Here is a 13,159-nt window from a genome sequence, read left to right as displayed (position 1 = left end):
AAATTCGTCGATGGGGGCGGCTCGTTGAGCCACCATGGAAAAGGCGCCCGCACGCAGAGATATGCATGCGGGCGCCTCTCCTCATTCTAACGTCGTGCTCAGAGCGCGGCCGCGACCTTCGAGGTCAGGCGAACGAGGCTGTTGGAGTAGCCCCATTCGTTGTCGTACCAGGAGACAACCTTGATCTGGTTGTCAATGACCTTGGTCAGCTTCGAGTCGAAGATGGAGGTGTGGGGATCGCCGGTGATGTCGGTCGAAACCAGTTCATCCTCGGAGTACTTGAACGCTTCGGCAAATTCGCCGGTCGAGGCTGCCTTGCATGCTGCGTTCACGTCTTCGGCGGTGACGCCTTCCTTCTTCGGGATGAAGGTGAGGTCGACGACGGAGCCGGTCGGAACCGGGACGCGCATTGCGTAGCCGTCCAGACGGCCCTTCAGCTGAGGAAGAACCAGGGACACGGCGCGGGCTGCACCGGTCGAGGTCGGGACGATGTTCAGAGCTGCTGCGCGGGCGCGACGCAGATCCTTGTGCGGTGCGTCGTGGATGCGCTGATCGCCGGTGTAGGCGTGCACGGTCACCATGAGGCCGCTATCGATTCCGAAAGCCTCATCGAGAACCTTGGCCAGAGGAGCAAGGCAGTTGGTGGTGCACGAGGCGTTCGACACGATGTTGTGCTTCTCGTTGTCGTAGTCGTCGCTGTTCACGCCCATGACGAATGTGGCGTCAACGTTCTTGCCAGGCGCGGAGATGATTACCTTCTTGGCACCGGCTTCGATGTGGGCCTTTGCCTTCTCACCGTCTGTAAAGAATCCGGTGGACTCGACGACGACATCTACGCCGAGGTCCTTCCACGGCAGGTTGGCCGGATCGCGCTCTTCGAGAGCAACAATCTTCTTTCCATCGACGGAGATTGACTCCTCGTCGTAGGTCACCTCTGCGTCAAGACGACCCGTGATGGAGTCAAACTTGAGCAAGTGAGCGAGGGTCTTGTTATCGGTCAGATCGTTTACTGCCACGATTTCAAAATCCGCACCCTGCTGACGAGCGGCACGGAAGAAGTTGCGGCCGATGCGGCCGAAGCCGTTGATTCCAACGCGGATGGTCACTATAGTCCTCCTGCTTGTACCCCATAAAGGGGCACGTATTTCGTGCAACCGGATAGGGCTCGGTACCACAATCCAGCCCGCAGACTTCTGCGGTTCAAGCACTCTTCAATGTACACCCCATAGGCCATTTAGTCAGGGTCGAATGGCCTACAAGAAGTTTGCGTCAAGCGAACAGGCTGTTCGTGACACTTCTAATCATCGAACATTTCGAGCGTGAGTGCAGACTCAGTGTCGGGTATCCCCTGCTCGTGTGCAGCCTTATCGGCCATTGCCAGCAGTCTACGGATGCGCCCCGCCACGGCGTCCTTAGTCAAGGGTGGATCAATGTGCTTACCCAGTTCTTCCAATGAAGCCTGGCGGTATTGGATGCGCAGTTCGCCCGCCTCACGCAGATGCGGCGGCACGGAGTCGCCCAGAATCTCAAAGGCACGTCGAACCCTGGCACCTGCGGCTACTGCCGCACGAGCCGAGCGCCGAAGGTTCGCATCATCAAAGTTGGCCAGGCGGTTGGCGCTGCCTCGCGCTTCGCGACGTTCGCGGCGTTCTTTCCACACCTCAAACGTCTTGACGGCACCCATCGCATTGATGAGCGTGGAAATCGAGTCCGCCTCCCGGATGACAACCCGATCAGCTCCGCGGATTTCGCGCGACTTCCCCGTCGCTCCCAGTCGTCGTGCACACCCGACAAGGGCCATTGCCGCTTCAGGGCCGGGACAGGTCACTTCCATCGACGTTGATCGACCCGGTTCCAGCAGGGATCCTCGTGCCAGAAAGGCTCCTCGCCATCCTGCTGCTGCTTCGTCTTTTCCGGCGCTGACCAGGTGCGGCGCCAAGCCTCTGACCGGGCGTCCCAGTTGATCGACCAGTCCTGTCACGCGTGCCAGGGCGTCTGCTTCCTTGACGACGCGCACCACGTATCGGTCACCGCGACGCAGCGCACCACCTGACACGACAACGACAGATGATTCCGTACCGTACAGCGAGGTGAGGAAGGCTCGCAGGCGTCGAGCGACAAGTGGGGAATCCAGTTCAGCCTCGATGATAATTCGACCAGACACGAGGTGCAGACCTCCGGCAAATCGGAGCATCACAGCAGCCTCGGCCGCCATTGTCGATTGACGTGCAGGAACCAGGTGAGCAAGCTCCTCTTTCATGTCCATCGTTAAAGACATGATCGCCTCCTCGTGTCGTGTAGAGCGCCTTGATGACAACTGCTCATGCTAACCACGGTTCCGATCGTCCCACCTCTCCCATGAATCCATCGAATGCATCTCGCAGAGCCGCAGCCAGACGCAACGGATCATGATGGGGCTTCCCGTCGCCCGTTCGCACCTGGCGCAACATGACTCGAGCGCCCACGTCCTGCGCTGCCTGAATGAGCGTATCAATATCATCCGTGGCAGTCGGGTCGGCAATGACAACGTCCAGCTTGAGATCAGGTGCATGGTCGCGTAGGACGCGCACGTGATCGGCAGCGCTCATCGTGTCTGTTTCACCACGCTGGCGGGCCAGATTCAGGACCAGTGCCCTGTGGGCATCTGTTGTGACCAGTGCCCGGTGCAACTGTGAAACCAGCAGGTGCGGAATTAACGAGGTGTACCACGACCCTGGACCGAGCACGACCCATTCAGCTTCCTGGATGGCGTGCATTGCAGCCTCTGGGACGGGCGGATCCTCAGGGATAAGGCGCACGTGGCGCACACGTCCGGGCGCGACGGCGACGCGTGACTGGCCCCGTACCGTGTACAGCTCGCCTTCGTTTTCCATATCGGCTTCAATGTCCAGTGGAACTGATGCCATCGGCAGGACCCGGCCCTGAGCGCCCAGGAGCCGGCCGACCCATTCCAAACCCTCAACGGGGTCGCCCAGAAGCTGCCACAGGCCGGAGATCAGCAGGTTCCCAAGGGCATGGCCATTCAATGGCCCGTTGGTACGCAGACGCAGCTGCATCACATCGCGCCAGGTCAGTCCCCATTCGGTTTCCTCGCACAAACTGGCCAGAGCCATTCGCAGATCTCCTGGAGGTAGAAGATCTGTTTCAGAACGCAGACGTCCTGAGGATCCCCCATCGTCGGCTACTGTGACGATCGCTGTGAGCTGATGCGTGATGTGTCGCAGAGCCCGCAGGGTTGCGGACAGCCCGTGTCCACCCCCCAAAGCAACGACACGTGAGCCGGATTCACCGCGCTGTGCCCATCCTTCTGCATCCAGATATCCCGCCATAATCAGTCCCTGCCTATGTCGCGGTGAAGGACTCGCACCGTCAATTGGTGGCTACGGAAACGCTGAGCGATCAGTTCTGCGATCGCGACCGACCGGTGCCGACCACCTGTGCATCCGACGGCAATCGTCACGAAAGGCTTCAGCTCACTGACATAGCCCTCCATGATGGGCAGCAGCAGGTCAACATAATTCTCGGCAAATTCGCGAGCTCCGGGCTGATCGAGCACATACTGTGCGACCGGTTCGTCGCGCCCCGTCAAGTGGCGCAGCTCCCCCACCCAGTACGGGTTCTTCAGGAAGCGGACGTCCACGACATGGTCGGCATCCAGCGGCAGTCCGTACTTGAATCCGAAAGATTCAACTGTGAGCTGCAGGGGACGCTCTCCTTCCCCTGCAATGACGTCGCGGATGTGTCGCGACAGGTCATGCACTGACATAGCGGACGTATCGATCACTTCATCCGCGTGTTCGCGCAGCGGTGCCAACAACTCCATTTCACGTGTGATGCCGTCCAGTAGTGTCCCGTCCCCCTGAAGAGGGTGCGGCCGCCTGTTCGACTCATATCGGCGCACCAGTGTCGGTTCGTTGGCTTCCAGGAAAATGAGGCGGTACATGATTCCGCTGTCGCGCATCTTTTCCAGTGTGGATGTCAAGTCAGCGAAAAAGGCGCCTGAGCGCACATCTACCACGGCGGCCAGGCGGTGTACGCCCGCACCTCCGCGTGGAGACATCATGCCGACCAGTGCCGGCAGCATCGAGGGAGGCAGATTATCGACCACGTACCAGTCGAGGTCCTCTAACGCACGCGCAGCCTGAGAGCGGCCAGCACCTGAACGGCCGGTGATAATGAGGACTTCGTTCGTGTCCTCCTCCGCTTCTTCCGGCGGAGGCGTGTCACGATCTAGCAGTGGAATGCCCTGAGGAACTGTCAGCGGATCCACGTCGTCACTGTTGTGCGTTGTCGTCATGAAACTAGGATGCCATCTTCATCGGTATTTTGTGCTGAGTCATCACGTTCGACTACCGTCACTTCGCTCGCAATCGCCTGAGCACGTTCACGTGCTTCCGGCACCGAGTCGCCCCATGCCAGCGCCACCGCCAGCCTGCGGCCGGCACGCGTGGCGGATTTCGAGAAGATTCTCAAATCTCCTCCGTCACGTAGCGCGCGGGCGACACCCTCGTAACCGGCAAGGGAGAACGCTCGTGGCGCCTTCACAACTGCAGATGCTCCAGTGCGGCGCATCGTCGTGTCGACGGGCAGGCCAAGGATCGCGCGAGCATGAATGTCGAATTCAGATTGGTCCTGCGTCATCATGGTCACCATGCCGGTGTCATGTGGGCGCGGTGACAACTCGGAGAACCACACGTCGTCGCCCTGAATGAAGAACTCCACTCCAAACAGTCCCAGACATGGCTCCGCCCCGTGCTCTGCCAGAGCGCCGGTGACGGCAACAGCCATCTCCTCGGCTCGCTCACGTGCACGCGGTGAAATGTCGGCGCTTTGCCACGATTCAACGTAGTCACCGCTGACCTGCCGGTGACCGATCGGTTCACACACGCTGGTTCGAACCTCGCCTGCCTCGTCGTCCCACCACCGCACGGTGAGCAGAGTGATTTCACAGTCGAATGTCACGCCCTCCTCGACGATGACGCGCCCTGTGGTGGCCCGCGCATCGTCCTGGGCACATGTCCACGCCGATTCAGCCTCGTCAACGGATTCAACTCGCGACTGTCCATGTCCCGACGAGGACATCGTGGGTTTAATGAAGGCCGGTACGCCCGTATATTCCAGCGCGCTGCGCACCTCGTCGACACTGGATGCGAAGCGAAACTTCGATGTGCGCACCCCTGGAACAGCACTCGCCACGCTACGTATGCGTTCGCGATCCATCGTTGCCTGCACCGCGAACGCGTTCGGAACGACGCGTGCGCTCCCAGCCTGTTCAAATTCGGCCAGCACGTGCGTGGCAATTGCTTCCAGTTCGGGCACAATCAGGTCAACGTGCACGCTGCTGAGCACGTCACGCAAAGAGTCCGGATCGCTCATGTCGATCACACGATAGTCATCCGCAACCTGCATCGCGGGAGCATGCGCATAGGCATCGACCGCAGTGACATGGGCGCCCAGGCGCTTGAGCGAAATCGTCAGTTCACGCCCCAGTTCCCCCGATCCCAGCAACAAGACCCGCGCCGGAAGCGGTGTTGGAACGGGCCACGTCGATTCAGTCATTGCGAGTCTCCTCACGGTCAGTGCCAAGCGATTCCACAATAATAGCGGCCAATGCTGGTCCGATACCCTGGACGTGTTCAATCTGCTCAGCGCTGGCAGCCCGCAGGCGCTTCACCGAGCCGAAATGAGCCAGCAACGCTTTTTGACGTACGGGCCCCAGTCCCTCAATTCCGTCCAGGACAGACCGCGTCTGTGCTTTCGTGCGTCGACGCCGATGGTGCGTAATCGCAAAACGGTGAGATTCATCGCGCAAATACTGCAGCAAATACAGAGCAGCCGAGGTGCGAGGCAAAATCAGTGGAAACTCATCACCAGGCACCCACACTTCCTCCAGACGTTTGGCCAGTCCTACAACCGGCAGGTCAACCCCCACCCCCGTTAAAGCCTTTTCGGCCGCATTCACCTGCGCCAGTGCGCCGTCAACCACCACAAGATCCGGCCGGTAGGAAAATCGACGAGGGCGTCCCGTGTGCGGATCGATCGGTCCAGTAGCGAACTCCACACCATCATCGTCTTCACCTTCAATGCCGGCCTCTTCCGCCAGCAGGCGGGTGAAGCGCCGCTGCAATACCTGCGTCATTGCCGCCGTATCGTCAGGCGGTGTGCCGTCGGAGCGCGGTCGGATATTGAACGTGCGGTAGTCCGACTTACGCGGGGCACCATCTTCAAATACCACCATCGAAGCAACCTGCTGCTGGCCGGCTGTGTGGGAAATGTCGTAGCACTCGATACGCAGCGGTGCTGCTTCCAGGCCGAGGTTCTCAGCCAGTTCTTCGAGCGCCCGAGACCGCTGGGTGAGGTCACTGGCACGTTTCGTGCGGTGAAGAACCAGCGACTGCTGCGCGTTTTCCTGCACCGTTTTCATCAAGGAAGCCGCGGTTCCGCGCTGAGGCACACGCACACGCACACGCGCACCGCGCAACGTGGTGAGCCACTTCTCCAGGGCGTCGCGATCCGCAGGCTCCACTGACACCAGAACTTCCCGGGGAAGCGCTGATGTGGGCGTATGTGCCACATCGTCGACCGACCGGGCTTCAGCCTGGCCGCGCGGCCGCCCTCGTAAAGGTTGTTCGGCGGCAGGAACGTCTCCGTAAACTTGCTCGAGCAGAGCGCTCATCAGATCTGCCTCATTCGCATCGTCAACGCGGTCTACTACCCAGCCGCGTGTGCCTCGTACGCGACCTCCCCGCACGTGGAAGACATACACGGCAGCGTCCAGTTCATCACACGCCAGGGCGAATACGTCAGCGTCAGTTCCGTCCTCCAGGACCATCGTGTTACGCTCCAGCACCGTCGTCATGGCTTTCAGATCGTCACGCAGCCTGGCGGCTTTCTCAAAGTCGAGTTCGGCGGCAGCCTGCTTCATCTGTTCCTCAAGGGAGCGAATAACCGGCGCAGCCTTGCCCTGCATGAACTCACACAGGTTCTGCGCAAGTTCACGATGAGCGTCGGCACTGATGCGCCCGGCACACGGCGCAGAGCATTTGCCAATATCGCCCAGCAGACACGGCCTGCACTGCGCCTGGTAGCGTTTGAAGACACCAGGTGAACATGTTCTGACAGGGAAAACTCGCAGCAGCATGTCGATGGTTTCGCGGATCGCCCACACTTGCGTGTAGGGGCCAAAATAGCGTGTGCCTTTTCTGCGTGACTGCCGCGTGATATGGACGCGCGGAAACTTTTCTGACATCGTCACCGCAAGGTACGGATAGGACTTGTCATCGCGATACATCACGTTGAATCGCGGGTCGAATTCCTTGATCCACGTGAATTCCAGGGAGAGCGCTTCGATCTCGTTGGACACAACTGTCCACTGCACGCTGGCAGCTGTTGCAACCATGTGGCGGGTGCGCGGATGCAGAACCTGAGGATCCTGAAAATAGTTGGTCAGCCGGTTGCGAAGGTTTTTCGCTTTACCGACATAGATGACGCGGCCCTGGTCGTCACGAAATCGGTACACTCCCGGCTGCGTGGGAATGTCGCTCGTCCGAGGGCGCCACTGATCCAACTTCGCCATTCCTTTAGCCTAGCTTCCGGCAGCGACGGCGCCAATTGAACGGCACCACGCAGGACGGACGCGATGTGAGTGCGGGCGTTCAAATGAGTACACTCAGACATGGCGACTGCCGTGATCTCATGAATCGACCCGGAAGGGACACACGAATGTTCACCAGCGAGAAAGAAATAGTCGACTTCATCACACGTGAAGAGATTGAATTCATCGATGTACGCTACTGCGATCTTTTCGGCATTCAGCAGCACATGATTGTTCCTCCCAATGAGTTCATCGACGGCGCGTTGTCAGACGGCCTGATGTTCGACGGTTCATCTGTGCGCGGCTTTTCCGCGATTCACGAGTCCGATATGAAGCTCGTCCCCGACATCACCACCGCCTACGTCGACCCTTTCCGCGCTGCCAAGACACTGGTCGTCGTCTTTTCGGTCGTTGATCCGTTCACCTCTGAACCGTTCTCCCGTGATCCGCGGCAGGTGGCGCAAAAAGCTGAGGCCTATCTGAAGTCGACCGGCATTGCCGATACGTGCTTCATCGGCGCTGAAGCCGAGTTCTACATGTTTGACAGCGTGCAGTACAAAGTCGAGCCTCACCACAGCATGTTCCGTCTAGACAGCGATGATGCCTACTGGAACACCGCGCGCAACGAGGACGGCATGAACCTGGGCTACAAGACGCCACTGAAAGGCGGGTACGCGCCGGTTTCCCCGATAGATATGTTTGCTGACGTTCGTGACCACATGACACACAATCTTGCTGAAGCGGGCCTCGTCATTGAGCGTGCGCACCACGAGGTCGGTGCAGGCGGCCAGCATGAGATCAACTACCGTTTTGCACCTCTGTGCCAGGCCGCCGACGACATGATGAAGTTCAAGTACATTGTGCGCAACTCCGCGTGGGAATGCGGCAAGACCGCCACGTTCATGCCTAAGCCACTCTTCGGTGACAACGGCTCTGGTATGCACACCCACCTGTCCCTGTGGAAAGACGGCGACCCGCTGTTCTATGACGAACGAGGATATGGTTCCCTGTCCGACCTGGCGCGCTGGTTCATCGGAGGCCTGTTGGAGCACGCGCCCGCCCTGCTCGCCTTTACGAACCCGTCGATTAACTCCTACCGTCGACTCATGCCGGGCTTCGAAGCGCCGGTCAACCTCGTTTATTCGGCGCGCAACAGGTCAGCGTGTATCCGCATTCCGGTGTCAGGAACCTCACCAAAGGCCAAGCGTGTCGAGTACCGCGTACCTGACCCGTCAGCGAACCCGTACCTGTCCTTCTCGGCGTGCCTGATGGCCGGCCTGGACGGTATTCGCAACCGCGTGGAGCCTGCCGCCCCCATCGATAAGGATCTGTACGACCTGCCTCCGCAGGAATACACCGATATCGCCAAGCTGCCTCACTCTCTTGAAGCGGCGTTGGATCACCTGCGTGCCGATTCAGACTTCCTGACAGAAAACGACGTCTTTACGCAGGATTTGATTGACACGTGGATTGAGTACAAGATCGCCAACGAGATCGCGCCGATGCGTGCCTACCCGCACCCAGCAGAGTTCGACATGTACTTCAACGTGTAAGGTGCTCGCCCGCCTGCGGTAAGCTTGTCTGAAACATAGATGATGGCCGCCCCGTCGTCCATCATGACTGTCCACATGAAAGGGAATCACAATGCCTGACCGAGATCAGACCGTATATCGAGCTGACCTCTCCCAGCCGGTGGATCCATCGATGACGATTCCAGCAATGCTGCGCAAGCGCGCCGACGAGTTTCCCTTTGATGTCGTGGTTGAAGATCGCTCCTCGGTGGGCGCAACGCTTCCCATCACCGCGTCTGACCTGCTGGATCGCGTCGAGGTGATCGCACGAGGTTTTCTTGCGTGGGGTCTGGAAGCCGGTGAGCGGGTGGCAATCTTGTCGCCCACCAGTTTTGACTGGCTGGTCCTTGACCTGGCAGTAATGACCGTTGGCGGCGTAGTTGTGCCCATCTACGAATCGGATTCAACCGCACAGATCGATCATATTTTGACCGACGCGCACATCCGACACGTCATCACGGCAACCGTGCAGCAGGCAGATCTGGTGGAAACTGTTCGCCCCGAATGCGTCGAGTCGATCCATTCCCTCGATCGCGGAGCAATGCGTAACCTGGCGCGCGCGGCGGGCCGCATCGTGCCGGACAAGGTTGAGGAGCGTTTCCGCGATGTACGTGGTGATTCTCTGGCCACTCTGGTCTACACGTCGGGCACGACCGGCACCCCGAAAGGTGTCGAGCTGACGCATCACAACTTTGTGGGCACGACGCTGGGTCTGGGGCAAGTCCTGCCGCAGTACCTGTACAACGAGAACTCACGCCTCTTGCTGTTCCTCCCGGTCGCGCACGTCCTGGCGCGCCTGGTCATGCATGCCTTCGTGAGCGGCCGAGGGCGACTTGCTTTCTCACCGGACATTAAGAACCTGCTTCCCGATATTCAGGCCTTTAAACCATCGATTCTGCTGGCGGTGCCTCGCGTCCTTGAAAAAGTTTACAGCGCGGCGTCAGCAAAAGCGGGGAAGGGCACAAAGCTGCGCATCTTCCAGTGGTCAGCCAGACAGTCCCGCCTGTATGCACGCGCAGAGCGCTCCGAAACCAGCACTCCCCTGACGCTGAAAGTCAATCATGGGATCGCGACGGCTCTGGCGTTACGCAAGATCCAGGCGGCACTCGGTCCCAATATCGAGCTGATTATTTCCGGTGGCGCGCCCCTGGCACCGGAACTTGCTGAGTTCTTCTCAGGCCTCGATCTCACGTTGATTCAAGGCTACGGGCTGACCGAGACAACCGGCCCGATCGCCGTGCAGCATGCCGATTACACGCCGTTCAACACGGTTGGCAGTGTTGTTCCCGGAAATGAAATGAAAATCTCCGAGCACGGTGAAATTCTGGTGCGCGGCGTATCTGTTTCAACTGGCTATCACAGCTTGCCTGACGAGACCGCTGACTCGTTCGAGGACGGCTGGTTCCATACGGGCGATCTAGGAACGATCGACCCGCGCAATGGTCACCTGTCGATTACAGGGCGCCGCAAGGAACTCCTGGTAACCGCCGGTGGCAAGAACGTGTCGCCCGAGGTACTCGAAGAACAGCTTCAGACACATCCGCTGATCGGACATGTGATCGTGGTGGGCGATAATCGGCCCTACATTGGTGCACTCATCACCCTCGATTCAGATATGCTCGCCAACTGGCTGGTCGCGCATAATCTGCCAGTTGTTGATCCCTCGGTTGCAATGCGCATGCCGGAAGTCCAGCGTTCTTTGCAGCGGGCCATCGACCGCGCCAACCGCGCTGTTTCGCGAGCTGAGTCGATTCGTCGTTTCCGCCTCGTCGACACCGTCTTTACTGTTGAGAACGGGTACCTGACCCCCTCGTTGAAACTTCGTCGCTCGAAAGTGCTGAAGGATTACGCGCGGGAAGTGGATGCCCTGTACGAGGAAGGCCTGGCCGAGCGCAATGCGACCGTGCGTGCACGTCAGCCGCACGCGAGGCCTGCGTCCACGATGAGCAGGAAACTGCGGTCCTGGCTGCGGCGCTAATTCAGGTGGACTACCGCGCCACTGCGTGCCGATTGCTGTGCTGCCAGCATGATGTCCAGTGACCGGATAGCCGATGCTGCGTCCGGCTGAGGTGTGTGACCGGTGCGCACAGCGTCAGTGAACGTGCGCAGCATGACGCCATCCATATCTTCACCGTATCCCAGCCATGCGGCTTGCCCACAGACGGCACCAGACACCCGCGCATCAAAGGGGGCGAAACGCGCGGTACCTCTTGTGCCGATAATGTCGAGGGTAAGGCCACCCCATGTTGGCGCCGCTTCCGGCATGCTCCATGAACAGTCAATTGTGCCGACCAGACCTGACGGATAGCGCACCGTGACGAGTCCGCTGGTCTCCACGTGAACGTCGGGATTATCTGCGCCCAGAATCCGGTTATCGGCAGCCCACACGGATGATGCCTGTTCACCGTCGAGCAGCATGTCCAGAATGTCAGCGATGTGGACGACATGGTCGACGAGGGCACCGCCACCGGCCTGATCCGGATCAGTGAACCAGGTGCGGCCACCACTGGGGATTTTCCCGTTATTCGAGCCAGCGAAGCCCACCAGATCGCCCAGCTGGCCGTGATCAACTCGCGTCTTGAGTTCTCGGCACGCTGTTGAAAAACGCACCGGATAAGCGGTCATCAGGAAGACTCCTGCCTGACGGCATGCATCCCACATGGCGACAGCATCGTCATGACTGGTGGCGATCGGTTTCTCACACAGGACGTGATATCCACGCTCAGCCGCCCATTCGACCATGCGCCTGTGTTCGGTATTTTCGGAGCAGACGATCACTGCGTCCGGCCCCCATTGCTCTAACTCCTCACAAGTGTCGACGTAGGGCACACCGAGCGCGCGGGCTCCTTTTCTGCCGCGCCATGCAGGGCTGGGGCGTCCTGCCCTGTGTGAATCCGGGTCGGTGCACATCAATTCGACGCCGTCCATGCCCATGAGGGCTGTGGCGTATCCCTCGGCATGCATGTGTGCGAACGACAACAGTCCGATACGAATGGTTTTCATCTCACAACTCCACTACCGCATCGCGATGGGCTGACAGGCGAACCGCGTCTGCCAGCTTCAGCGCTTCGACCGCGTCTTCTGCACTCACCCTCGGCGTTGAGCCGGTGGACATGGACTCCATGAAGTCGCTCAGTTCTGCGTAGTAGGCGTCGGCCGGGGATCCTGATGTGGTCGGCAGCATTGATGCGTCAGTTGGTGCGTCGCTGCGGACCTGCAGAGGTGGGTGAGCTGTTGAATCGTGCTCCAGACACCCGTCGGTTCCCGCAACATAGAATGAAGTGCGAAATGGTGTGCCCACCGGCCCCCACGTCGCGCGCACATTCGAGATCGCTTCGTCCTCATGACGCAATGTCGCCTGAGCAACGCTCACGCGCCGCCCATCGGGAGCAGTGGCATGGCGCAGTGTTGCATACACGCTGCGTACCTCTCCCAGCACCCATCGGGCAATATCAAGGTCATGGATCATGAGATCATCGACAATTCCACCGGATTTTTCCTCGTCAGCGAACCACGAGGCCCATTGCGGGAACGTGCCGGTCCGGTTCAGACGTGCTACCGCCGGGCGGCCGATATATCCGCTGGAGACGGCATCGTGGAGGGTGGCATATTCCGGGAAATACCGCACGACATGCGCGACGTACAGTGCGTTGTCGCGTGCGCGTGACAATTCAAGCAGCTGCTGTGCTGTCGGCGCGTCCAGTGCCAGCGGTTTTTCACAGATGACCTGGCGCCCGGCGTCCAGTCCGGCGCGCACAGCTTCCTCGTGTGCGTATGTTGGTGTCAGGACATCGATCACCTGGGATTGTGCGACCAGGTTCTCGAGCGTGTCAACGACGCGTCCGGTGGAGAACTCCGCGCACAGCTCGTTGGCGTCTTCCTTCGAATAGACGAGGATGTCAACGCCCAGTGACCGCCACGCTGACATGTGGGATCGCGCAATGCCGCCAGCTCCGACCAAACCTACTGTTATGCGCCGGTCACCACTCATAGA

The 13,159-nt window shown here is 59.7% G+C and carries 10 protein-coding genes; 2 read left to right on the top strand and 8 right to left on the bottom strand.

From position 1 onward, the window contains the following. Positions 1-98: 98 nt before the first annotated feature. From gap to uvrC, 6 genes are all read right to left on the bottom strand, one after another. Positions 99-1,106 carry a type I glyceraldehyde-3-phosphate dehydrogenase gene (gene gap / locus HMPREF2975_RS08830; protein ID WP_058236669.1) on the bottom strand — a complete coding sequence of 336 codons (1,008 nt, stop codon included), beginning with the start codon at positions 1,104-1,106 and terminating at the stop codon, positions 99-101. A gap of 191 nt (positions 1,107-1,297) precedes the next feature. Then, positions 1,298-2,278, bottom strand: a complete 981-nt coding sequence (gene whiA, locus HMPREF2975_RS08825) for a DNA-binding protein WhiA (protein WP_058236668.1) — start codon at positions 2,276-2,278, stop codon at positions 1,298-1,300. Positions 2,279-2,321: 43 nt separating this feature from the next. Continuing rightward, positions 2,322-3,329: a gluconeogenesis factor YvcK family protein gene (locus tag HMPREF2975_RS08820; protein ID WP_070727155.1), complete on the bottom strand. Its 1,008-nt coding sequence runs from the start codon at positions 3,327-3,329 to the stop codon at positions 2,322-2,324. A 2-nt stretch (positions 3,330-3,331) separates the two neighbouring features. Further along, the gene (rapZ, locus tag HMPREF2975_RS08815; RefSeq protein WP_058236666.1) at positions 3,332-4,297 is read right to left on the bottom strand and encodes an RNase adapter RapZ; all 966 of its coding nucleotides are present in this window, start codon (positions 4,295-4,297) and stop codon (positions 3,332-3,334) included. After that, complete coding sequence (purT, locus tag HMPREF2975_RS08810) at positions 4,294-5,559, bottom strand: formate-dependent phosphoribosylglycinamide formyltransferase (RefSeq protein ID WP_070727153.1); 1,266 nt, start codon at positions 5,557-5,559, stop codon at positions 4,294-4,296. Before purT ends, rapZ begins: the two co-directional genes overlap by 4 nt. Next, positions 5,552-7,576 (bottom strand): excinuclease ABC subunit UvrC, encoded by a 2,025-nt coding sequence (uvrC, locus tag HMPREF2975_RS08805; RefSeq protein WP_070727150.1) that lies wholly within the window; start codon positions 7,574-7,576, stop codon positions 5,552-5,554. The genes purT and uvrC overlap by 8 nt, the downstream gene beginning before the upstream one ends. Before the next feature lie 146 nt (positions 7,577-7,722). Here uvrC and glnA point away from each other — a divergent pair, with 146 nt between their 5' ends. Further along, positions 7,723-9,147 carry a type I glutamate--ammonia ligase gene (gene glnA / locus HMPREF2975_RS08800; RefSeq protein ID WP_070727148.1) on the top strand — a complete coding sequence of 475 codons (1,425 nt, stop codon included), beginning with the start codon at positions 7,723-7,725 and terminating at the stop codon, positions 9,145-9,147. Between the two features lie 151 nt (positions 9,148-9,298). After that, the gene (locus tag HMPREF2975_RS08795; protein ID WP_227469363.1) at positions 9,299-11,143 is read left to right on the top strand and encodes an AMP-dependent synthetase/ligase; all 1,845 of its coding nucleotides are present in this window, start codon (positions 9,299-9,301) and stop codon (positions 11,141-11,143) included. Here the strand turns inward: HMPREF2975_RS08795 and HMPREF2975_RS08790 are convergent. Then, positions 11,140-12,168, bottom strand: coding sequence for a Gfo/Idh/MocA family protein (locus HMPREF2975_RS08790; RefSeq protein WP_070727143.1), 1,029 nt, complete (start codon positions 12,166-12,168; stop codon positions 11,140-11,142). The two genes, HMPREF2975_RS08795 and HMPREF2975_RS08790, sit on opposite strands and share 4 nt — an antisense overlap. Before the next feature lies 1 nt (position 12,169). Beyond that, on the bottom strand, positions 12,170-13,156 hold the full coding sequence (locus HMPREF2975_RS08785) for a Gfo/Idh/MocA family protein (RefSeq protein ID WP_070727142.1): 987 nt from the start codon (positions 13,154-13,156) through the stop codon (positions 12,170-12,172). Between the last annotated feature and the right edge of the window lie 3 nt (positions 13,157-13,159).

Source organism: Actinomyces sp. HMSC065F12 (assembly GCF_001814535.1).
GTDB classification, from domain to species: domain Bacteria; phylum Actinomycetota; class Actinomycetes; order Actinomycetales; family Actinomycetaceae; genus Pauljensenia; species Pauljensenia radingae_A.
Note: the sequence above shows the minus strand (reverse complement) of the source record. Positions and strands in the feature narration are given on the sequence as shown.

Excerpts from the sequence above, each read along its gene's own strand:
- whiA (WP_058236668.1), bottom strand. The coding sequence starts at position 2,278 with ATGTCTTTAACGATGGACATGAAAGAGGAGCTTGCTCACCTGGTTCCT.
- HMPREF2975_RS08820 (WP_070727155.1), bottom strand. The coding sequence starts at position 3,329 with ATGGCGGGATATCTGGATGCAGAAGGATGGGCACAGCGCGGTGAATCC.
- rapZ (WP_058236666.1), bottom strand. The coding sequence starts at position 4,297 with ATGACGACAACGCACAACAGTGACGACGTGGATCCGCTGACAGTTCCT.
- purT (WP_070727153.1), bottom strand. The coding sequence starts at position 5,559 with ATGACTGAATCGACGTGGCCCGTTCCAACACCGCTTCCGGCGCGGGTC.
- uvrC (WP_070727150.1), bottom strand. The coding sequence starts at position 7,576 with ATGGCGAAGTTGGATCAGTGGCGCCCTCGGACGAGCGACATTCCCACG.
- glnA (WP_070727148.1), top strand. The coding sequence starts at position 7,723 with ATGTTCACCAGCGAGAAAGAAATAGTCGACTTCATCACACGTGAAGAG.
- HMPREF2975_RS08795 (WP_227469363.1), top strand. The coding sequence starts at position 9,299 with ATGACGATTCCAGCAATGCTGCGCAAGCGCGCCGACGAGTTTCCCTTT.
- HMPREF2975_RS08790 (WP_070727143.1), bottom strand. The coding sequence starts at position 12,168 with ATGAAAACCATTCGTATCGGACTGTTGTCGTTCGCACACATGCATGCC.
- HMPREF2975_RS08785 (WP_070727142.1), bottom strand. The coding sequence starts at position 13,156 with ATGAGTGGTGACCGGCGCATAACAGTAGGTTTGGTCGGAGCTGGCGGC.